The 19,534-nt window shown below is 66.0% G+C and carries 20 protein-coding genes; 9 read left to right on the top strand and 11 right to left on the bottom strand.

The genetic code is table 11. The features are described from left to right. Positions 1-26: 26 nt before the first annotated feature. From ACTJI4_RS15550 to grxD, 3 genes are all read right to left on the bottom strand, one after another. A complete protein-coding gene (locus tag ACTJI4_RS15550; protein WP_392916309.1) occupies positions 27-3,284 on the bottom strand; it encodes a TonB-dependent receptor in 3,258 nt (1,085 codons plus the stop codon). A 324-nt stretch (positions 3,285-3,608) separates the two neighbouring features. Next, positions 3,609-4,352 carry an SDR family NAD(P)-dependent oxidoreductase gene (locus ACTJI4_RS15545; protein ID WP_440869861.1) on the bottom strand — a complete coding sequence of 248 codons (744 nt, stop codon included), beginning with the start codon at positions 4,350-4,352 and terminating at the stop codon, positions 3,609-3,611. Next, positions 4,349-4,669: a Grx4 family monothiol glutaredoxin gene (gene grxD / locus ACTJI4_RS15540; protein ID WP_068854623.1), complete on the bottom strand. Its 321-nt coding sequence runs from the start codon at positions 4,667-4,669 to the stop codon at positions 4,349-4,351. The genes ACTJI4_RS15545 and grxD overlap by 4 nt, the downstream gene beginning before the upstream one ends. A 118-nt stretch (positions 4,670-4,787) precedes the next feature. Between grxD and ACTJI4_RS15535 the strand changes: the two genes are divergently transcribed. Beyond that, positions 4,788-5,369, top strand: coding sequence for a superoxide dismutase (locus ACTJI4_RS15535; protein ID WP_392916302.1), 582 nt, complete (start codon positions 4,788-4,790; stop codon positions 5,367-5,369). 134 nt (positions 5,370-5,503) lie between these two features. Here ACTJI4_RS15535 and ACTJI4_RS15530 read toward each other — a convergent pair whose 3' ends face one another. Both ACTJI4_RS15530 and purE read right to left on the bottom strand, forming a co-directional pair. Next, the gene (locus ACTJI4_RS15530; protein WP_440869860.1) at positions 5,504-6,655 is read right to left on the bottom strand and encodes a 5-(carboxyamino)imidazole ribonucleotide synthase; all 1,152 of its coding nucleotides are present in this window, start codon (positions 6,653-6,655) and stop codon (positions 5,504-5,506) included. Continuing rightward, positions 6,652-7,155, bottom strand: a complete 504-nt coding sequence (gene purE / locus ACTJI4_RS15525; RefSeq protein WP_392916296.1) for a 5-(carboxyamino)imidazole ribonucleotide mutase — start codon at positions 7,153-7,155, stop codon at positions 6,652-6,654. The genes ACTJI4_RS15530 and purE overlap by 4 nt, the downstream gene beginning before the upstream one ends. A 60-nt stretch (positions 7,156-7,215) precedes the next feature. Between purE and ACTJI4_RS15520 the strand changes: the two genes are divergently transcribed. The 4 genes from ACTJI4_RS15520 to ACTJI4_RS15505 all read left to right on the top strand — a co-directional run bounded on the left by ACTJI4_RS15520 (position 7,216) and on the right by ACTJI4_RS15505 (position 9,951). Further along, the gene (locus ACTJI4_RS15520) at positions 7,216-7,485 is read left to right on the top strand and encodes a Trm112 family protein (protein ID WP_392916294.1); all 270 of its coding nucleotides are present in this window, start codon (positions 7,216-7,218) and stop codon (positions 7,483-7,485) included. Continuing rightward, a complete protein-coding gene (nadC, locus tag ACTJI4_RS15515) occupies positions 7,482-8,342 on the top strand; it encodes a carboxylating nicotinate-nucleotide diphosphorylase (protein WP_440869859.1) in 861 nt (286 codons plus the stop codon). The genes ACTJI4_RS15520 and nadC overlap by 4 nt, the downstream gene beginning before the upstream one ends. 68 nt (positions 8,343-8,410) lie before the next feature. After that, positions 8,411-9,493, top strand: coding sequence for a DUF2272 domain-containing protein (locus ACTJI4_RS15510; protein ID WP_440869858.1), 1,083 nt, complete (start codon positions 8,411-8,413; stop codon positions 9,491-9,493). Positions 9,494-9,594: 101 nt separating this feature from the next. Continuing rightward, the gene (locus ACTJI4_RS15505; protein WP_392916285.1) at positions 9,595-9,951 is read left to right on the top strand and encodes a DUF3301 domain-containing protein; all 357 of its coding nucleotides are present in this window, start codon (positions 9,595-9,597) and stop codon (positions 9,949-9,951) included. Between the two features lie 33 nt (positions 9,952-9,984). Here the strand turns inward: ACTJI4_RS15505 and ACTJI4_RS15500 are convergent, their stop codons facing one another. The 6 genes from ACTJI4_RS15500 to ACTJI4_RS15475 all read right to left on the bottom strand — a co-directional run bounded on the left by ACTJI4_RS15500 (position 9,985) and on the right by ACTJI4_RS15475 (position 15,118). Further along, positions 9,985-10,425, bottom strand: a complete 441-nt coding sequence (locus ACTJI4_RS15500; RefSeq protein ID WP_392916282.1) for a ClpXP protease specificity-enhancing factor — start codon at positions 10,423-10,425, stop codon at positions 9,985-9,987. A 100-nt stretch (positions 10,426-10,525) separates the two neighbouring features. Then, a complete protein-coding gene (locus ACTJI4_RS15495; RefSeq protein WP_068850679.1) occupies positions 10,526-11,161 on the bottom strand; it encodes a glutathione S-transferase N-terminal domain-containing protein in 636 nt (211 codons plus the stop codon). Between the two features lie 157 nt (positions 11,162-11,318). Further along, the gene (locus ACTJI4_RS15490; RefSeq protein WP_440869857.1) at positions 11,319-12,065 is read right to left on the bottom strand and encodes a cytochrome c1; all 747 of its coding nucleotides are present in this window, start codon (positions 12,063-12,065) and stop codon (positions 11,319-11,321) included. After that, positions 12,058-13,317 carry a cytochrome b gene (locus ACTJI4_RS15485; RefSeq protein ID WP_392916275.1) on the bottom strand — a complete coding sequence of 420 codons (1,260 nt, stop codon included), beginning with the start codon at positions 13,315-13,317 and terminating at the stop codon, positions 12,058-12,060. The genes ACTJI4_RS15490 and ACTJI4_RS15485 overlap by 8 nt, the downstream gene beginning before the upstream one ends. A 2-nt stretch (positions 13,318-13,319) precedes the next feature. After that, a complete protein-coding gene (gene petA / locus ACTJI4_RS15480) occupies positions 13,320-13,940 on the bottom strand; it encodes a ubiquinol-cytochrome c reductase iron-sulfur subunit (protein ID WP_392916272.1) in 621 nt (206 codons plus the stop codon). A 221-nt stretch (positions 13,941-14,161) separates the two neighbouring features. Then, a complete protein-coding gene (locus tag ACTJI4_RS15475; protein WP_392916269.1) occupies positions 14,162-15,118 on the bottom strand; it encodes a lytic transglycosylase domain-containing protein in 957 nt (318 codons plus the stop codon). A gap of 244 nt (positions 15,119-15,362) precedes the next feature. On the opposite strand from ACTJI4_RS15475, the gene miaB reads away from it, so the two are divergent. The 4 genes from miaB (at position 15,363) to ACTJI4_RS15455 (ending at position 19,471) form a co-directional block, all read left to right on the top strand. Then, on the top strand, positions 15,363-16,811 hold the full coding sequence (miaB, locus tag ACTJI4_RS15470) for a tRNA (N6-isopentenyl adenosine(37)-C2)-methylthiotransferase MiaB (RefSeq protein ID WP_440869856.1): 1,449 nt from the start codon (positions 15,363-15,365) through the stop codon (positions 16,809-16,811). Positions 16,812-17,287: 476 nt separating this feature from the next. Continuing rightward, on the top strand, positions 17,288-18,271 hold the full coding sequence (locus ACTJI4_RS15465) for a PhoH family protein (protein ID WP_068850654.1): 984 nt from the start codon (positions 17,288-17,290) through the stop codon (positions 18,269-18,271). A 74-nt stretch (positions 18,272-18,345) separates the two neighbouring features. Further along, complete coding sequence (gene ybeY / locus ACTJI4_RS15460) at positions 18,346-18,831, top strand: rRNA maturation RNase YbeY (protein WP_068850652.1); 486 nt, start codon at positions 18,346-18,348, stop codon at positions 18,829-18,831. A gap of 28 nt (positions 18,832-18,859) precedes the next feature. Continuing rightward, positions 18,860-19,471, top strand: coding sequence for a hypothetical protein (locus ACTJI4_RS15455; protein WP_440869855.1), 612 nt, complete (start codon positions 18,860-18,862; stop codon positions 19,469-19,471). The last annotated feature ends 63 nt before the right edge of the window (positions 19,472-19,534 follow it).

The raw sequence follows: 19,534 nt of genomic DNA, 5'->3' as shown, positions 1-19,534 counted from the left end.
TTCAATCATGCGTCAAGTCCGGTGGATCAGAACTTGTACTTCAGGGTCAGCTGCATCGACCAGCGCGACACGCCGGTGTTGCCCTTGTCGTTGTTGTTTTCCTGGATCGACGGGGTATCGGTGGAACCGGTGAAGTTGTAGATGTACTTGCCGGTTGCCGGGTCGATACCCGCGTAGCTGGCCACGCGGGCGGTCGAGTTGAAGCCGTAATCATTGATGCGGCCCCACTTCTTGTTGAGCAGGTTGCCGACATTCATGATGTCCAGCGCCAACTCACCCTTGTGTTCCTTCATGAAGCCCGGGAACTCCTGCGAGATGCGCATATCGAAGGTGTTCACGAAGCCGGTGCGGAAGGCATTCGCCGGGGCGATCTGGCCCTGGTACGCCGCCAGATCCGGGTTCTTGGCCAGCCAGTTGAAGAAGGCCTGCTCCATCGCCGCGCCGCCCGTCCACTTCACGTCGCCCGGGCCGTTCGGCACGTAGAACAGGTCGTTGAAGTAGCCGGCACCCGAGGTGGAGGCGGCATCGCCGTTCATGTCGTTGTAGTAGATGTAGCTGTACGGACGACCCGAACGGCCTTCATAGAACAGGCCGACGCTGGTGTTGTAGTCGCCGAAGAACGCCTTCTTCCAGTTCAGCGAGGCGGTCACGCGGTCCTTGATCGCGTAGCGCGAGTCGTACGCCACGTTTTCGTTGGCGGTGCCGATCAGGGTGCTGCCCCAGTTGGAGGTGTTCTGCGAGCTGGTCAGCGGGCTGACTTCGGTCGCAGCGGTGTAGGTGTAAGCCAGCGACCAGCCCCAGTTTTCCATCAGCGGCTTGTTCAGGCCGACGGTGAACTGGCGGCTTGCGCCCTTGTCCGTGTTGCGCATGAGCATCACGTCGCCCATGTCGGACGGACGGTTGTTCTTGCCATTGACCTGGCCCAGGGCGGTCGTCTGACCCTGCTGCACCGAACTACGGTTGGCGGGGGTGGACGGCAGGTAACCTGCGGCGTTCCAGAACAGCTCACGGCCGTCCTGGCCAATACGGGTGTAGCTGCCGTTCGGGCCGCTCAGGTCCAGACGCTCGAAGTAGATGGCGTCGTTGACCTTGGTGTACAGGAACTCAGCCGACGCGACGATGCCGTACCACGGCAGCTCGGTGTCGAAGGCGAGGTTGGTCTTCCACACCGACGGCAGCTTCAGGCCCGGCTCGGCGATGTCCACGTTCTGGCGCGCACCGGCGCCGCTGGCCGGGATGTACGGCGGATCGACATTCGGGGTGAAGAAGTTGGTGGCCGGGCTGTTGACCGTGTACTCGGTGTAGTTCAGGCCGGTGTTCTGGTAGACGCCCGCCAGCCACACGTTCGGGGCCGCGCCGCCGAACAGGCCCAGGCCGCCGCGCAGCTGGGTCGGACGCTCGGTGTCGAAGGTGTAGTTCCAGCCGAAGCGCGGCTGTACCAGCTTGTCATCCGGCAGCACGGTGTTGTCGTACCCGTACAGGTCCATGATGCGCGGGTTGTACAGCTTCTGGCTGTCGAAGTCCGGCATGTCGACGCGCACGCCGAACTGCAGGGTCAGGTTGCTGTTGACCGCCCAGCTGTCCTGCACGAACAGGCCGGTGTTCTTCAGGTGGTACTTGGCCGGGATGTCATCGTAGCTGCCGCCTGCGCGCGGGGCGCGGACGATGTACTGGTTGATGCGGCCGGCGGCGAAGTCGTTGAGGTTGTTGAACACGTACACGCCGTTGAGGTTGCGGCCGTAATAGTTCAGCAGGTCATTGTCGGAGTAGTCGAAGCCGAACTTCACGGTGTGGTCGCCCACGTACCAGGTACCGGCACCGAAGGCGCTCAGCTCCTTGGATTCGACCGCATTGACGTGCGAGTTCTGCTCGGTACCGAAGTACAGCGAGTTGTTGGCGGTACCACCGAAGCCACGCACCTGGATCTGCGGCAGGTCCGAATACGGGGTACGGATCGCCGAGTAATCCTTGTGCGACAGCTTGAACTCGGTCGAGAAGTTCTCGGACCAGTCACTGAACAGCTCGCCCATCCAGGTTTCATAGGTCTTGGGCAGGTCGTACCAGAAGCTGCTCAGCGAGACGGCACTGGTGCTGATCTGCGGGAAGCGCGCAACGGTCTGCTCCATCTTGTTGTAGCGGATGGCAGCACGGTGGTTGTCGCTGATGTTCCAGTCGATCTTCAGCGCGTATTCTTCGATCTCGGTGTCGTTCGAGGGCGCGCTCAGCGAGCCGGCGTCGAAGCCATAACCGGTGGCGATCTGCTGCGCACGGGCGATATCGGCATCGGTGATGGTGCCCTTGCCGTACGGCGTGTCGGTCAGGCTGGTGCCCGGCGCCGAACGCTCCATTTTTTCGTAGTTGGCGAAGAAGAACAGCTTGTCCTTGACGATCGGGCCGCCCAGGGTCATGCCATAGGTCTTTTCGTCATCGAAGCCGTTGAAGCGGACGCCTTCCAGGTCCTTGCGGACCATGTCCTTGTCGCGGTACGCGTAATACACGGTGCCGCCGAAGTTGTTGGTACCCGACTTGGTCACCGCGTTGATCACCGCACCGGTACCACCGGCGATGGTGGTGTCGTAGTTGGCAACGTCGATGTTGATTTCCTGGATGGCATCCATCGACACCGGCTGACGCTCGGTCGGCAGGTTGTTGGATTCCAGGCCGAACGGGTCGCCTGCGCCGATGCCGTCGATGCGGATGGCGTTGTAACGGGTGTTCTGGCCGCCGACCGAGATCGCGCCGTCAGCCTTGCTGACCTGCGAGATGCGCGGATCCAGGCGGATGTAGTCCTGGATGTTGCGGTTGGCAGACGGCAGCGAGTCGATGGTTTCGCGGTTCACGTTGGAACCGGTACCCATCTTGTAGGCGCTGAACACGTCCGAACCACCTGCCACGGCGACAACCTGCACCGCGTCGAGATTGGTGGCGGCCACGTCGCCGGTCAGGTTGGCATTGATGGTGTTGACCTGATTCAGGTTCAGGTAGACGCCTTCCTCGGTCTTGGTGCCTTCACCAGACTTGTTGATGGTGATGGTGTACGGACCACCCACGCGCAGACCACGCGCGGCATATCGACCGGATGCGTCGGTGGTAACACGGCTGACCGTACCCGACTCGGTGTGCGTGATGGTGACTTCAGCACCGACCACCGGTGCGCCGGCGGCGGAGGTGACCTGGCCGCCGACACCGGCAGAGGTGCTCTGGGCGAAGGCGGGGGCGGCTGCAAGTGCGGCCACGAGACCAAGGGTGAGCTTGGACATCCGGAGACAACGTGGGTGGGTCATTGGGAGTAGCCTCGATGCGAGTTGGCGATGGCGGAAAAAAAAGCGCGCCCAAGCAGCCGTTCAGCGGCCGTCTGGACTTTTATCTGGGTTCCCTTGCCGCAGGCTGGTTTCAGCCGCAACGGTTAACACTAGATTAACACGATAAGCCCGCTATATGACCGTTTGGCGACAAAACACACGCCATCACAACACGATCGTGACGCCTTTTTCACATTTTGCTGAACAGGGAGGCGATGCCGGGGTTCTTTCGCGTTCAGGCTCGAGCGCGCCGCGATCCGCGGGCGGGGCTCACATCAAGGGTAAGTCGCGGCTGTTGCCAGCCGGTTACGCCAGGTCCAGCACCGTGCCGCGATGGGCGATGCCCTGGGCCGAGAGCAGTTCGACGGCCGCGGCGGCGCAGGCCGCCGGATCCCGGGCCATGCCGTCCTCGTCGATCGAGTAGGCACGTGCGCGCAGCGCGGTACGCATCGGTCCGGGCTGCAGTCCGCTGACCCGCACCGGGCTGTTGGCCAGCTCGTCGTGCAGCGCGGCGATCAGGCCGCGCAGGCCATGCTGGGCGGCGCCATAGCCGCCCCAGTAGGCCCGCCCTACCCGGGCCGGATCGTCCACGGTGAACACGAGCGCGGCATCGTCGCGCTGGCGCAGCAGTGGCAGGCAGGCCTGGGCAAGCCAGGCCGGGGCGGTCAGGTTGACGTGCACCGCCCGCGCGAACGCGGCCGGGTCGGCGTGTTCGAACGGGGTCAGGCCGGCAAAGTCGGCGGCGCAGTACAGCACGCCATCCAGCCGGCCCAGCTCGGAATGCAGCCGCTCAGCCAGGGTTGCGTAGTCGTCCGGGGCGGCCCCTTCCAGGTCCATCGGGTACAGCAGCGGCTCGGGGCCGACCGCTTCCACCGCCGTGTAGACCCGGTCCAGCCGGCGGGGCTTGCGCCCCAGCAGGACCACGGTGGCACCGGCGGCGGCACAGGCGATGGCAGCGGCACTGCCAAAGCCTCCACCGGCCCCGGCGACCAGAATGACGCGATCGGCCAGCGCCGCGGTCCCGACCGCACTGGACGGGACCGCGCTCACGGCTGCGAGGCCTCTTCGACGATCCGCTTGAGTTCGCCGGATTCGAACAGCTCCTGGATGATGTCGCAGCCGCCGATCAGCTCGCCGTTGATGAACAGCTGCGGGAAGGTCGGCAGGTTGGAGAAGCGCGCCAGGTTGGCCCGGACCTCGGGCAGTTCCAGCACATTGACGGTGCGCAGCGACACGGCACCGGCGGCCATCAGGGCCTGCACGGCGCGGCTGGAGAAGCCGCACATGGGGTACTGCGGGGTGCCCTTCATGAACAACACGAGGGGGTACTTGTCGACTTCGGCCTGGATCTCTTGCATTACCGCCACCACGACTCTCCCTGCGCCACGGGACACCCGACCTCGCCGGTCGGATAGACTTCCCAGACGGTCATTGTAATCCTACTGGCCCTGCCTCCGGCGCCCCGTTTCCAGCCTGCAGCGACCCATGCCCCTCGAATTGCCCCGCCTGCCCTACGACCGCACCGCCCTGCAGCCGCATCTGTCGGCCACCACCCTGGACCTGCACCATGGCCGGCACCACCGTGCCTATGTGGACGCGGTGAATGCACGCATCGAGGGAACAGAGCTGGCCGAACTGCCGCTCGAAGAAATCGTGCGGCAAAGCCAGGGCAGCCTGTTCGACGCGGCCGCCCAGGCCTGGAACCACGCGTTTTACTGGCAGTGCCTGCACCCGCGCGGCGGTGGCGAACCGCAGGGTCGGCTGGGCGAACTGGTCGGCCGGCATTTCGGCGACGCCAGGCGGCTGCGCGAGGAATTCGACAGAGTCGCACTGGGCGTGGTCGGCGCTGGCTGGGTATGGCTGGTGCAGCATCCGAATGGGGCCCTGGCCATCCAGGCCACCCGCAACGCCGGCACACCACTGACCGGCCAGAGCACCCCGCTGCTGGCCTGCGATGTGTGGGAACACGCGTATTACACCGATTACCAGAACGAACGCGGCCGCTACCTGGACGCGTTCTGGAAGATCGTCAATTGGGACTTCGTGGCCACCCAGCTGCGCGATTGAAGCGCGTACCGACCAACGGTCGGTACCTACCGCATCGGCGACCAACGGTCGGTACCCACCGCATCGGCGAACGACGTCGCCACCTGCCGCATGGCGAACGAGGGTAGGTCACGACCGTTGGTCGTGACCGTATGTCAACGAGCGCGCAGCGCGGCGACCGCGGGCTCCACCTGGTCAGCGCGGCCCAGCTGCCGCCCCGCGGCCTCAAGGGCGTCCGCCAGCACCCCGGCCTCGTCCCCGCGCAGCGTGGCATGCCCGACCTTGCGGCCGTCGCGCGGCTGCTTGCCGTAGTCGTGCCAATGGCCACCCGGCTGCGCCAGCACCGCATCCGCATCGGGCATCTCACCAAGCCAGTTGAGCATGCAGGCATGGCCCCGCATGCGCGTGTCGCCCAGCGGCAGCCCCACCACCGCACGCAGGTGGTTCTCGAACTGGGAGGTTTCGCTGCCTTCGATGGTCCAGTGCCCGGAGTTGTGCACGCGCGGCGCCATTTCGTTGGCCAGCAGCCCGTCCCCCTGGCAGAACAGCTCCAACGCGAACACCCCCACGTAATCCAGCCGTTCGGCCAGCGTCTGTGCATAGCCGATGGCCGCCTCGTGCTGTGCAGGCGTCAGCTGCGCCGGGGCCAGGCTGGCCGACAGCACGCCGTCCACGTGCCAGTTGCCGGTGACCGGCCAGGCGCGGAATTCGCCATCCTGGCCGCGCACGGCGACCACGCTGACTTCGCGCTCGAAGGCGACGAAGCCCTCCAGAATCAGGCCGGTGCGCTCCACCTGCCCACCCAGCGCGTCCCATGCGACGTCGATGTCGGCCGCGCTGCGCAGGCGGAACTGGCCCTTGCCGTCGTATCCGAAGCGACGGGTCTTGAGGATGCACGGCAGGCCGAACTCAGCCACCCGGGCGGCCAGGTCGTCGCGGCATCCGATGTCGGCGAACGCCGGCAACGGAATGCCGAGCTCACGGAACAGGGTCTTTTCACTCAGGCGGTCCTGCGCCACGGCCAGTGCATCAGGGTTGGGATACACCGGCACCCGTTCGGCCAGGAACTGCGCACTGCGTGCGGGGACGTTCTCGAAATCGAAGGTCACCACGTCCACCCGTTCGGCGAACGCAGCCAATGCAGCCTCGTCCTCGAACGCGGCCACCTGCAGCGGCGCCAGCTGCCCACCACAGGCATCAGCGGCCGGGTCGAACAGTTCGAAGCGCAGCCCCATCGGCGCGCCGGCGAGGACCATCATGCGGGCCAGCTGGCCGCCCCCCAGAATGCCAACGGTCACGGTGGTCATTGACGCGGATCGTCGTGGGCCATGACGTCTTCGGTCTGGCGGGAGCGGAAGCCTTCCAGCGCCTGGCCAATGGCCGGCTGGTCCGACGCCAGCATGGCGGCGGCGAACAATGCGGCGTTGGAGGCCCCGGCATTGCCGATGGCAAAGGTGGCCACCGGGATGCCGGCCGGCATCTGCACGATCGACAGCAGCGAATCCATGCCGTTCAGCGCCTTGGACTGCACCGGGACGCCCAGCACCGGCACCGCGGTCTTGGCCGCGATCATGCCCGGCAGGTGGGCGGCACCGCCGGCGCCGGCAATGATCGCGCGCAGGCCACGCGGGCCGGCCTGTTCGGCGTAGGTGAACAGCACATCGGGCGTACGGTGCGCCGACACGACTTTCACTTCGTAGGGAACACCGAGCGCATCGAGCTTCTGCGCCGCGTGCTGCATGGTCTCCCAGTCGGAGCGGGAACCCATGACGATGCCGACGAGCGGCGCGGATTGGTTGGGGGTCATTGGCCGTCACCTGCCTTAAAGACGTATTCTAGCCGTCTTCCACGCAAGACGAAGAACCCCATGGATCGCAAAGTCATCGACCTCCTGTGCGCACCCCGCACCGGCCAGCGCCTGTCCCTGCTGGACTCCAAGGGCCTGGACGCGCTCAACCGGGCCATTGGCGCCGGCACGGTGACCAACCTGGACGGCAGTACGTTGAGGCAGCCCCTGCGCGAAGCGCTGCTGACCCACGACCGCAGGCAGATTTTCCAGGTCAACGACGGTATTCCGGTGCTGCTGCCGGAAGAAGCCATCGATACCGCCCAGATCGCCGATTTCCCGGAAAAATGACCCGCGCCGTCGTGACGCCCCCCGACGCCAGCCAGGTGCAGGCCGATGTAGCCCGTGCCTTGGCTGAAGACATCGGCACGGGAGATGTGACTGCCGCCCTGCTCCCGGATGGCCCCGACAGCGCCTACCTGCTGTGCAAGGAGGACGCGGTGATCGCCGGCCGGCCGTGGTTCGATGCCACCCATCGGGCCCTGGACCCGCAGGTGCGGATCGAGTGGCGCGTGGCCGAGGGCAATGCGGTGAGCGCTGGTACCGTGCTGGCGATCCTGCACGGGCGCAACCGCAGCCTGGTCAGCGCCGAACGCACCTCGCTCAATTTCCTGCAGACGCTGTCGGGCACCGCCACCACCACCGCGCGCTACGTGGGTGCCGTGGCCGGTACCGGCGCGCGCATCCTGGACACCCGCAAGACCCTGCCGGGCCTGCGCGCGGCGCAGAAGTACGCGGTGCGCTGCGGCGGCGGCGACAATCATCGCCAGGGCCTGTACGACACGGTGATGCTCAAGGAAAACCACATCCGCGCCGCCGGCTCGCTGACCACAGCGGTGCACGCCGCGCGGGCGCAGTGGCCGCAGCTGCCGCTGGTGGTGGAAGTGGAAGATCTGCAGCAGCTGCGCGAAGCGCTGGCCGTGGGCTGCGACCGCATCCTGATCGACGATTTCGATGCGGCCACGCGGCGCGAGGCCGTCCGCATCGCCGCCGGTCGCATTCCGCTGGAGGTCTCCGGCAGCGTGGACCTGGCCGGTCTGCGCGCGATCGCCGAGGACGGAGTGGACTGCATCTCGATCGGAGGGCTCACCAAGCATGTGCAGGCCATTGACCTGTCGTTGAAACTGGGCGACCCGCCGCAGCGGTAGGGCCGGGCTTCACGAGAACGGCAGGCGTCTTCTGCGACGCTTCTGCTGCCCCCACCCGGAGAGCGCATATGCGCCCGCTGCTGCTGCTTGCCTGCCTGTCGCCACTCACGCTCCTGTTCGCGCCGGGCACCGCCGCCGCCGCAGAAGTCTGCGACATCCCGCCTCGCTACGGCTTGAGTCCGCTGGCGATGGGCATCGTCCGCACCGCCTGCAATGAGCACCGCCTGTGGTACCGCCCCTTCATAGACGGTGAAGGCCGCGCCGCCAATCTTGGTGTCAGCGAGGCCGAGCGCGAGTACCTGGCCGACGACGGCATGCCCGCGTGGCAGCGCGTGGTCGCCTATTGGCGCGACAGCGGCACCCTGGGACCGATGGGCAGCCAGCCTGGCGCAACCAGCTGCATGGAACCGTTCGGCATGCGTTACACCGACAGCGACTGCCGCGCGTTCCTGATCGACAACCCATGGTCGGCCGCCTTCATTTCCTGGGTGATGAGCCGCGCCGGGGTACCCGGCTTCACCCGCTCGCCGCGCCACATCGATTACATCCGCGCCGCCTACCAGAACGCCGGGCCGTACCGGATGACCGACCCCGCGCAGGAAAAACCCGCCCCCGGCGATCTCCTGTGCTACCTGCGCGGTCGAACCGAATCACTGAGTTATGCCGGTCTGGTACAGCAGCTCAGCGGCGGCACGGTGGCGAACTGGAAATCCCACTGCGAAGTGGTGATCGCGGCCAACATGGGCGGCGACCATACCCTGTACCTGATCGGCGGCAACGTGATGAACACGGTGGCGATGCGCAAGCTGCCGCTGGATCGAAGCGGACGCATCCAGCTGCCGCCGGCTCCATCCAGCGATCCCTATGACATGGGCTGTACCCCGGGACGCGAAGACGAGTGCAACTTCAACCGCCAGGACTGGGCGGCCCTGCTCAAGCTGGTGGCAAGCGCACCCATCCATGCGCCATTGCCGGCACCGGCACCGGCAACCCCCCTGCCATCGGCACCGGTCCAGCCTGGCGTCCCCGCGCCGGCTCAGAAGCAGACACCCACTTTCCCGCGGGTTGTTCCGCCCAGGCCCCAGCCGCAGTCGCCCCTTCCGACCTCGCAGCCATCGGCACCGCAGCAGGACGCGCCGCCGCGCACGTAGCGGTGTCGCGACGCGCGCCGGTGCAGTGCACGATCGGCTTGATCCGTGGCCGGTTCGTCGCCATCTTGGAGGTTCCTGACCACGACTCCCGCGAGCCGCCGATGCCCAGCCTGATCCTGTTGATGATTGCCGGCGCGTTCGTCTACGCCTTCTGGAATTCATCGCGTGCCGCCGCTGAGCGCGCCATTGAACTGGGCCGCAACGCCTGCCGGGCCGCCGACGTGCAGTGGCTCGACCAGGCCGTGCATGCCAGTGGCATCCGCGTCTGCCGCAAGGACAATGGCTGGCTGGGCTGGGAACGGACCTACCGCTTTGAGTATTCGTATGACGGCATCGACCGCCACACCGGCCGCATGGTGCTGCGCGGTGACGAACTGATCGCCTTCGTTGGCCCCTCGGCGGCGCGCATCAGCGAAATCCGGCGCAGCGTGGATACCACTGGCGCCGAGGACGCGTAAAAGCGAAATCGCCGCCCTGGGGGCGGCGATTTCCTATTTGACCACGCGCAGCTGCGGGCGACCGCTCGGCTTGGGCGGGGTGTCGTCCGGGGTCGGCGTGTCATCGGGCGGCAGGGTATCGTCCGGGTTCGGCTCGTGCCCGGGGATGTCGTCCGGCAGCGCCATGCCCTGCCCGGTTTCGCGGGCGTAGACGGCCAGCACCGCGGAGATCGGCACCTGGACCGGGTAACTGGTGCCCGAGAACCGGGCCGAGAAGCTTACGTTGTCATTGTCGATGTGCAGCCGCACCACCGCGCGTTCGGCGATGTTGAGAACCACACGGCCGTCCTTCACCGCGCTCTGCGGCACCTGCACGCCGGGCATGCCGGCGTCGACCAGAATGTGCGGGGTCAGGTCGTTGTCGTTGATCCATTCCACCAGCGCCCGCAACAGGTAGGGGCGATGGCTGGTCATGCGGAAAGTGTCTTCAGTCATTGTGGGGCGCCGCGGAAATGTGACAAGTGTACGCGCCCACCCGTGCAGCGGTCAGCAGGCACGTCGCCCCACGTAAAGCGCCGATGCAGCCAACCGCCAATCAGACCGGCAGGTCGCGCAGCTTCTTTTCCTGGTCGGTCAGGCTGCGGATGAAGCCCGGGTGGCGGAAAATGCGGTTGCCGTAGTCCTCGATGGACTTGCCATCCTTCGGCAGCGGCACGTCCAGCGACTGCAGGCGCCAGATGATCGGCGCCATGGCGCAATCGGCCAGACTCATTTCCGGATTGAGGAAGAACTTGCTGGCCTTGAACAACGGCACCGCGCTGGTCAGCAGTTCCTTCAACCGCTTGCGCCCCGCCTCGGCCTGTGTCTTGTTGCCCAGCTGGATCGCCTGAACCTGCGGTACCCAGTCATGTTCAATGCGCAGCATCGCCAGCCGGATCCGTGCACGCGAGAGCGGATCCACCGGCATCAGCGGCGGGTGCGGGTAGCGTTCATCGAGATATTCGCTGACCACCGAAGCCGCGTACAGCACCAGTTCGCGCTCCACCAGGGTGGGCACCGAGTGATACGGGTTGAGGTCGATCAGATCCTCGGGCGGGTTCTGCGGGTCGACCGGGACGAAGTCATAGGTAACGCCCTTGGCAGCCAGCACCAGGCGCACCCGATGGCACAGCACGTCGTCATTCGAAGAAAACAGGGTCAGGGTGTTCCGCATGCGTACGCTCGCCGCCATCAAAGGCTCTCCAGCGATCGGTATCCGCCGGTCGCATCGGCGCTGCCAGCCCATTGCCGACAGTCGTCACAGTACCCGAGTGTGCAACTGCCCATCACAAAAGCCAATAGGCCGATCGACTTCAGACATTCGATCGGCGTTGGCTATATGCATAGGCTCAATGCACGTCCTTCCAGTACTCCTTCTTCAGCAGATAGGCCAGGAAGGTCAGCAGCGCCAGGAACAGGATCACCCACACGCCGAGCTTCTGCCGCTTCAACGCCGCCGGTTCGCCCGCGTATTCAAGGAAATTGGTGATGTCCCGCACGGCCTGGTCATACTGCCCAGGATCGAGATTGCCGGGCTGCACCACCTTGAGCCCGGTCACCGGCGCATCGGCACCCGGCGCTTCCGGTTTGCCGTGCACGGCGTGCTGCAGGCCCTGCATCTCCCACAGGGGATTGGGCATGGACGCGTTGGGGAACAGCGCGTTGTTCCAGCCGAGCGGGCGGCTGGGGTCCAGGTAGAACGACTTGAGATAGGTGTAGACCCAGTCGCTGCCGCGCACCTTCGAGATAAGGCTCAGGTCCGGCGGCATCTTGCCAAACCACTTTTCGGCATCCGCCTTGGGCAGCGTCACCGGCACCGCTTCGCCGATCGGAACGCCGGCAAAGTTGAGGTTGTTCATGACCTCTTCTTCGCTCAGCCCCAGGTCCTGCGCCATCCGTGAATAGCGCAGGTATTTGAGCGCGTGGCAACCCGAGCAGTAGTTCATGTAGAGCTGGGCACCACGCTGCAGCGACGCACGGTCGCCAAGGTCGTTACCCGCCTGCAGGGTCTTGCCGCCTTCGGCGGCGCCCGCCAGAGTGCTCGCCAGCAGCAGGGCGGCCGCGCAGGCCAGCCGGACAATCCAGTGGTCAGTCATGCGTGGTCACCCGGTCCGGTACCGGCAAGGTCCTGTCCAGCTTGGTCCATAGCGGCATGGTGATGAAGAAGGCGAAGTACAGGAAGGTCAGCACGCGGCCGACGTAGGTTTCATGCGCATCGGTACCCGGCCCGGACCCGATCACGCCCAACCAGATGAAGCACACCGCGAACACACCCAGCAGGGCGCGCGACAGCCAGCCGCGATAGCGGTAGGACTTGACCCGCGCCCTGTCCAGCCACGGCACGAGGAACAGGATGGCGATGGCCGAGAACATCACGATCACGCCTCCCAGCTTGTTGGGGACCACGCGCAACATGGCGTAGTACGGCGTGTAGTACCAGACCGGTTTGATGTGCTCGGGCGTGACCAGGCGGTTGGCCTCGGTGAAGTTGTCGTGCTCCAGGAACAGGCCGCCGAAACCCGGTGCGAAGAAGATGATGAAGGCCGCGATGATCAGCAGGAAACCGGCCCCCACCCCATCCTTGAGCGTGTAGTACGGGTGGAACGGAATGCCATCGGTGGGCGCGGTGGCCGACCAGCGGTTGCCCTTGGGCCCCTTCTTGATTTCCACGCCATCAGGGTTGTTCGAACCCACTTCGTGCAGGGCCCCCAGGTGCAGCACCACGAGCAACAGCAGCACCAGCGGCAGCGCAATCACGTGCAGGGCGAAGAACCGGTTGAGGGTGGCATCGCTGGGCAGGTAATCGCCCATGATCCACTCGGTCAGTCCATTGCCGATCACCGGAATGGCGCCGAACAGCGAGATGATCACCTTCGCGCCCCAGAACGACATCTGACCCCACGGCAGCACATAGCCCATGAAGGCTTCGGCCATCAGAACCAGGTAGATCAGCATGCCCAGGATCCACACCAGTTCACGCGGCTTCTGGTAACTGCCGTACATCAGGCCGCGGAACATGTGCAGGTACACCACGATGAAGAACAGCGAGGCCCCGGTAGAGTGCATGTAGCGGATCAGCCAGCCCCACTCCACATCACGCATGATGTACTCGACGGAGTTGAAGGCTTCCAGCGCACTGGTCTTGTAGTGCATCGTCAGGAAGATGCCGGTCACGATCTGGTTGACCAGGATCAGCAGTGCCAGCGAACCGAAGTAGTACCAGAGGTTGAAGTTCTTCGGCGCGTAGTACTCGCTGACATGCTTGCGGTACACCGGCATGAGCCCCGGCGCGCGCGCGTTGACCCAGTCGGCGACGCCGGTGGCGGTACGGGAAAGAATGTTGGCCATGATCAGGCTGCCCCCTGCGGATCAACGCCGATGATGATGGTGCTGTCGTCCTGGTAATGGTGCGGCGGCACCAGCAGGTTGATCGGCGCCGGAACGCCATCGAAGACGCGACCGGACATGTCGAAGCGGGATTTGTGGCACGGGCAGAAGTAGCCGCCCTTCCATTCCGGATCGAACGGCTCGGGGCGGATTTCCGCCACCATCTCCGGCGAACAGCCCAGATGGGTGCACAGCCCGACCAGCACCGATACCTCGGCCTTGATCGAACGGAATTCGGGGTTCTGCTTGAGCACGTAGTCCGGCTGCTGGTCCTTGTTCTCGGACGCCGGATCCCTCAGTCGACCATCGAGCCCATGCAGGGCGTCGAGGATGGCCTTGGACCGCTTGACGATCCAGATCGGCTGCCCACGCCACTCCATGACCAGTCGCTGGCCTTCCTGCAGGGCGCTGATGTCGGCAGATACCGGTGCACCGGCCAGTTTGGCGCGGGCGCTGGGATTCCATGACTTGATGAACGGAACTGCGGCGAAACCGACGCCGACTGCTCCCACCACTGCGGTGGTTGCTGAAAGAAATCGTCGACGTCCAGTGTTGACTGGATCGTTTACCCCATCGTTGGCCATCCGGCACTCCGATATTGATTAGGTAGCTTGAGGCTGCCAGCAGACCGGTGGGGGCCAGTCCACAATGAATCGTGATCGACTATAGCGGAACCTGACTCGGCGACACAATGGCACCGACACCACGCGCGCCGGCCAACGGTCGGCGCTGCCACGACATTGTCGACACCGGTAGCGCCGGCCGTTGGCCAGCCTGCGCAATGGGGTCGAACGCGATGCAGGGATTACTGCGTCGACGCGGTGGCGCCGCGGTAGCGATCGGCCAGCAGGGCCACGCGCTTGACGTAGTACTGGGTCTCGCTGTACGGCGGCACGCCACCATGACGATCCACCGCACCCTCGCCTGCGTTGTAGCCGGCAGCGGCCAGGGTGAGGTTGCCGTTGAAACGCTTGAGCAGCCACGACAGATACTGCACGCCGCCGCGGATGTTCTGCGCCGCATCATATGAATCAGTGACGCCGAAGCGGCGCGCGGTAGGCGGCATCAGCTGCATCAGGCCCTGTGCGCCGGCGCGACTGAGCGCGGTCGGGTTGTAGGCCGATTCGGCGTGGATGATGGCGCGGACGACCGCTTCTTCCACCCCGAACTCGCGCGCGGCCGCCGCGATCTCCGTCTGGAACGCGGTGGTGTTGAGGCGGATCGAACCGAAGTTCACGCCCGGATTGGCGCCGCAGGCGTAGCAGCGCTCGATGAAGCTGTAGTGGATGGTGCGGACCGGGCCCAGGCTGGCCACCTGCGCGGGCCGGCGGCTGGTGTAATGGCGCACGCCATCCTTCATATAGGAGTAGACCTGCCCGTTGACCACGCGCTGGGCCTTGCCGGAGCGTGCAGACGGTGCAGGGGCGGCGGTGAGTACAGTGGCGGCCTGGGCCGGCGCTGCGGCCGGGACCAGCGCGGTACCGGACGTTGCCCCGTCCTGGACGGACACAGGCGAAGGCGCGGCCGTCGCCACGACCGCAGGGGCTGGTGCGGGGGCCGGAGCCGGCGGAACGTAGCGGCGCGGGGCGCTGCGGTCCGGACGGTAGCTGCTGACCACGCTGCACGGGGTGCCGGCAACGCGCTTGCTGACATAGCTGGGAATGCCGTCTGCGCCAACACACTTGTACAGGGTGCCCGCACTGGCCGGCACAGCGGTCAGCGCAGCCAAGGCCAGCGCAGCGATCCCCAAGATCCCCTTCATGGGGCGGAGTGTCTCCGTTTCGCGCGCCGTTGCCAACCCTTTGACGCGGAGATAACCAGCGCATCAGGGACTGCGTCACGGATTCACGCCGCCGAGGGGGCAGCCACCCGGGCGCAGGGCTGCGTCCATCCTGGCCCGGACAGCGCCACGTCCGGCGTGGCTGGTGGCCGGCCCGGGGTACAATGGCAGGCTACCCGGCAGCCCTACCGGCTGCCTGCCCGCCCACCCGACTGGAATAAGCGCCATGACCGGGACGCCAGCTTCGACCCTGCCGACCGTGGTCGGCACCGCCGTGCCTGCCCTCGATTCACCCCGCCCCGACCTGCTGCCCCTGCCCGGATCCCGGCCGCAGGTGAACGGCCCCGTGCGCGGCAAGCTGTACATCAAGACCCACGGTTGCCAGATGAACGAGTACGACTCGACCAAGATGGCCGACGTGCTTGCTGCCGAAGAGGGGCTGGAGCTGACCGACGATCCGGCCGAAGCCGACGTGCTGCTGATGAACACCTGCTCGATCCGCGAGAAGGCGCAGGAAAAGGTATTCAGCCAGCTGGGCTACTGGAAGGCACTGAAAAACAACGGCCGTGGCGTGATCATCGGGGTAGGCGGCTGCGTGGCATCGCAGGAAGGCGAAGCAATCATCAAGCGCGCCCCGCACGTGGACCTGGTGTTCGGTCCGCAGACCCTGCACCGCCTGCCGGAGCTGATCCGCCAGCGACGCGAATCGGGCAAGTCTCAGGTAGACATCAGCTTCCCCGAGATCGAGAAGTTCGACCGCCTGCCGGAGCCGCGAGCCGAAGGCGGTTCGGCGTTCGTGTCGATCATGGAAGGCTGCTCCAAGTACTGCTCGTTCTGCGTGGTGCCCTATACCCGTGGCACCGAGGTCAGCCGCCCGTTCGAAGACGTGGTGGTGGAGGTGGCGCAGCTGGCCGCACAGGGCGTGCGCGAGATCAACCTGCTGGGCCAGAACGTGAACGCATACCGCGGGCCGTATGGCGAAGGCGAAATCGCCGACCTGGGCCTGCTGATCCGCACCATCGCCGAGATCGACGGGGTGGACCGGATCCGCTTCACCACCTCGCATCCGCTGGAGTTCAGCGATTCGCTGGTGGACGCCTACCGCGACGTGCCGCAGTTGGCCAACTTCCTGCACCTGCCGGTGCAGGCCGGCAGCGACCGCGTGCTGTCGGCGATGAAGCGCGGCTACACCGCGCTCGAATTCAAGGCCAAGATCCGCAAGCTGCGTGCGGTTCGCCCGGACATCTCAATCAGCTCGGACTTCATTGTCGGCTTCCCCGGAGAAACCGACGCGGAATTCGAGAAGACCATGAAGTTGATCGAGGACGTCGGTTTCGACCACAGCTTCTCCTTCATCTATTCGCGGCGGCCAGGCACGCCCGCTGCCGACCTGGAAGACACCATCAGCGACGCGGAGAAGCACGCGCGGCTGTCGCGCCTGCAGGCCCGGATCAACGAGCAGGCGGCCGCGATTTCCCATGCCATGGTGGGCACGGTGCAGACGGTGCTGGTGGAAGGTCCGTCGCGCCGCGACCCGAACGAGCTGACCGGCAAGACCGAGAACATGCGGTCGGTGAACTTCCCGGGGCAGGCGCGATTGGTCGGCCAGCTGGTGGATGTGGAGATCACCGAGGCATACAGCAATTCACTGCGTGGGCGGTTGGTCATCGCGTGAGGCCACGTACCGGCCGACGGTCGGTACCTCCCGGGCAGGTGCCGACCGCTGGTCGGCATCCGCGCTGATCCAGGCGCTTGCGGAACCGATGAAGGCCTGCAGCCAGCACCTTCGTCCACCGCTCCCGCCAGCGCGCGCCAAGCAGCACGATGCCGCGCACACGCACTGGTCATGAAATGATCACCCCTCCGCAGCCATTGCGCCGCAGGGGATAACGCCGCTTATCCACACCTTTCCCGCGCAACCGCCCACAAGCGGTGTGGAAAACCCCGAGGTAGATGTCGCTTTTTTGACCACGCAGGCGACAGCATTGCGGCAGTAGGGCCGTCAGCAACTATCCACAGGTTGCTGCACTGCTGCTGCACAGCCGCTGTGGAGAACCCCGCTGCTGTGGCGAGGCCCCCGCGCCCGCGCTACCCTGTCCTTCCTGTTCCCAACTTGCGGCACGGTCCTGGCGACCGCAGCCGACCGACGCAATGACCGCACTGGCACACCGCGACTTCACCCTGGCCCCGGAAGACAATGAACGCCTGGCCAACCTGGCCGGCCCCTTCGACGAGCACCTGCGCCAGATCGAACTCAAGCTCGGCGTGGAAATCGCCAACCGCGGCCACGTCTTTCGGGTGACCGGCCCGAAGGCCGTGGCCGAGGAAGCACAGGCGCTTATCGAGGCGCTGTACCTGGAGGCGGCCGAGACGCCCTTCGACAGCCACGCCATCCACCTGCGCCTGAACCAGGCCAACGTGGAGCACCTGGTAGAGCGCAGCTACGAAGCGCAGGAAGTCACCATCAAGGTCAAGCGCGGCACCGTGCGCGGCCGTGGCGCCAACCAGGCGCGCTACCTGCACCAGATCACCACCCATGACATCAACTTCGGCATCGGCCCCGCCGGTACCGGCAAGACGTTCCTGGCCGTGGCCAGCGCGGTGGATGCCTTGAACGAATCCCGCGTCCAGCGCCTGATCCTGGTGCGCCCGGCGGTGGAAGCCGGCGAGAAGCTCGGCTTCCTGCCGGGTGACCTCAGCCAGAAGGTCGACCCCTACCTGCGCCCCCTGTATGACGCGCTGTATGAAATGCTGGGCGTGGAAAAGGTGATCAAGCTGCTGGAAAAGAACGTCATCGAGATCGCGCCGCTGGCCTACATGCGCGGGCGCACCCTCAACGATGCATACGTGATCCTGGACGAGGCGCAGAACACCACCGTCGAACAGATGAAGATGTTCCTGACCCGGCTGGGCTTCGGCTCCACCGCCGTGGTCACCGGCGACCTCACCCAGACCGACCTGCCCAAGCACGTGAAGTCCGGCCTGCGCGACGCCATCGAAGTGCTGCGCGACGTGGACGGAGTGAGCTTCACCTTCTTCGAGGCCCGCGATGTGGTGCGCCACCCGCTGGTGGCGCGCATCGTCAGCGCTTACGACCGCCGCGACCTGCAGCAGGTCAAGCCGGGTGCCGAATGAGCGCGGCCGTCGCGGTGCGGCGCTACACGCGCGATACTGTCGTTTCCTGATTGACCAGACGTTCCGGAACCGCCATGACCAAAGGCCCCATTCGACTCGATGTCGCCGTCAGCTACGCGCTGCCCCGTGCCGGGTTGCCGTCGGCGGTGAGTTTCCGTAAATGGGTGGCCGCCGCGCTCAACGGCCGCATCCGCGAGGCCGACCTGGCCATCCGCGTGGTCGACGCGAAGGAAGGCCAGTCGCTGAACCGGCACTACCGCGGCAAGGACTACGCCACCAACGTACTCAGCTTCCCCGCCGAGCTGCCCGAGGGCCTGCCAAAGGGGGTCAAGTTCCCCCTGCTGGGCGACCTGGTGATCTGCGCGCCGGTGGTGGCCGCCGAAGCGATGGAACAGGCCAAGGCGCTCAATGCCCACTACGCGCACCTGACCGTGCACGGGGTGCTGCACCTGCTGGGCTGGGACCACGAGGACGACAAGGAAGCCGAGGCCATGGAACAGCTGGAGCGCGAGATCCTGGCCGACCTCGGCATCGCCGACCCCTACGCCGGCGAGCGCTGAGCCGCCGCCCCTGACGGACGTTTCCTGCATGACCTTCGCGCGCCCCGCCTGCCTGTGCCTGCTGGCCCTGTTCTCCACCCCGGCCCTGGCCGCCGCCGCGGCCGCCGCGCCGCTGGACCTGGCCGCGCTGATCGAGTGCCGCCAGCGCGTGGCTGACTATGACGCGGTCGCCCCGGTCGTGGCCGACCCGCTCAAGGCGGTGGCCAACGGCATGCAGCCGCTGCCGCAGAACAACCCGTTCATGAGTGAGTACCGCCTGGCTGCGCCGTTGACGGTGTTCGGCGTGCGCACCGAATACGTGGCGGTGTCCGGGGCCAGCATCATGGCGATCCTCGACGTGGCCGATCCCCGCCCGATGGCCAGAACCCTGGCGCTGGAAGACGGGGTGGACAACCCGGACAAGTTCATGGCCGGCCGTGAAGTGGTCAGCCAGGACGTGACCGATCCGCGCACCGGCGAGCCGATGATCGAATCGATCATCCTGAGCCTGTCCACGGTCAAGACCCACCCGGGCAAGACCTTGGCCGGCTGCACCTACAGCCTGGACCTGCCCGCCGAGGAGGAGGCCCCGGCCGACACCCCGGCGCCGCCGGCCGGCGCCCTGCCCCCGTCCGCGAAAACCCCGGCGGACGGGCACTGACAGCGGCCCGCATCCTGCTAGACTGGCACCAACGCCCGGCTCGCCGGGTGCCTTTTTTGCAGA

Source organism: Stenotrophomonas sp. 22385 (assembly GCF_052045085.1).
In the GTDB taxonomy this organism is placed as follows: Bacteria; Pseudomonadota; Gammaproteobacteria; order Xanthomonadales; family Xanthomonadaceae; genus Stenotrophomonas.
Note: the sequence above shows the minus strand (reverse complement) of the source record. Positions and strands in the feature narration are given on the sequence as shown.

Excerpts from the sequence above, each read along its gene's own strand:
- ACTJI4_RS15465 (WP_068850654.1), top strand. The coding sequence starts at position 17,288 with ATGACCGCACTGGCACACCGCGACTTCACCCTGGCCCCGGAAGACAAT.
- miaB (WP_440869856.1), top strand. The coding sequence starts at position 15,363 with ATGACCGGGACGCCAGCTTCGACCCTGCCGACCGTGGTCGGCACCGCC.
- nadC (WP_440869859.1), top strand. The coding sequence starts at position 7,482 with ATGACCCGCGCCGTCGTGACGCCCCCCGACGCCAGCCAGGTGCAGGCC.
- ACTJI4_RS15500 (WP_392916282.1), bottom strand. The coding sequence starts at position 10,425 with ATGACTGAAGACACTTTCCGCATGACCAGCCATCGCCCCTACCTGTTG.
- ACTJI4_RS15455 (WP_440869855.1), top strand. The coding sequence starts at position 18,860 with ATGACCTTCGCGCGCCCCGCCTGCCTGTGCCTGCTGGCCCTGTTCTCC.
- petA (WP_392916272.1), bottom strand. The coding sequence starts at position 13,940 with ATGGCCAACGATGGGGTAAACGATCCAGTCAACACTGGACGTCGACGA.
- ACTJI4_RS15520 (WP_392916294.1), top strand. The coding sequence starts at position 7,216 with ATGGATCGCAAAGTCATCGACCTCCTGTGCGCACCCCGCACCGGCCAG.
- ACTJI4_RS15495 (WP_068850679.1), bottom strand. The coding sequence starts at position 11,161 with ATGGCGGCGAGCGTACGCATGCGGAACACCCTGACCCTGTTTTCTTCG.
- ACTJI4_RS15505 (WP_392916285.1), top strand. The coding sequence starts at position 9,595 with ATGCCCAGCCTGATCCTGTTGATGATTGCCGGCGCGTTCGTCTACGCC.
- ACTJI4_RS15485 (WP_392916275.1), bottom strand. The coding sequence starts at position 13,317 with ATGGCCAACATTCTTTCCCGTACCGCCACCGGCGTCGCCGACTGGGTC.
- ACTJI4_RS15530 (WP_440869860.1), bottom strand. The coding sequence starts at position 6,655 with ATGACCACCGTGACCGTTGGCATTCTGGGGGGCGGCCAGCTGGCCCGC.
- ACTJI4_RS15510 (WP_440869858.1), top strand. The coding sequence starts at position 8,411 with ATGCGCCCGCTGCTGCTGCTTGCCTGCCTGTCGCCACTCACGCTCCTG.
- ACTJI4_RS15490 (WP_440869857.1), bottom strand. The coding sequence starts at position 12,065 with ATGACTGACCACTGGATTGTCCGGCTGGCCTGCGCGGCCGCCCTGCTG.
- ybeY (WP_068850652.1), top strand. The coding sequence starts at position 18,346 with ATGACCAAAGGCCCCATTCGACTCGATGTCGCCGTCAGCTACGCGCTG.
- ACTJI4_RS15535 (WP_392916302.1), top strand. The coding sequence starts at position 4,788 with ATGCCCCTCGAATTGCCCCGCCTGCCCTACGACCGCACCGCCCTGCAG.
- ACTJI4_RS15475 (WP_392916269.1), bottom strand. The coding sequence starts at position 15,118 with ATGAAGGGGATCTTGGGGATCGCTGCGCTGGCCTTGGCTGCGCTGACC.
- purE (WP_392916296.1), bottom strand. The coding sequence starts at position 7,155 with ATGACCCCCAACCAATCCGCGCCGCTCGTCGGCATCGTCATGGGTTCC.
- ACTJI4_RS15550 (WP_392916309.1), bottom strand. The coding sequence starts at position 3,284 with ATGACCCACCCACGTTGTCTCCGGATGTCCAAGCTCACCCTTGGTCTC.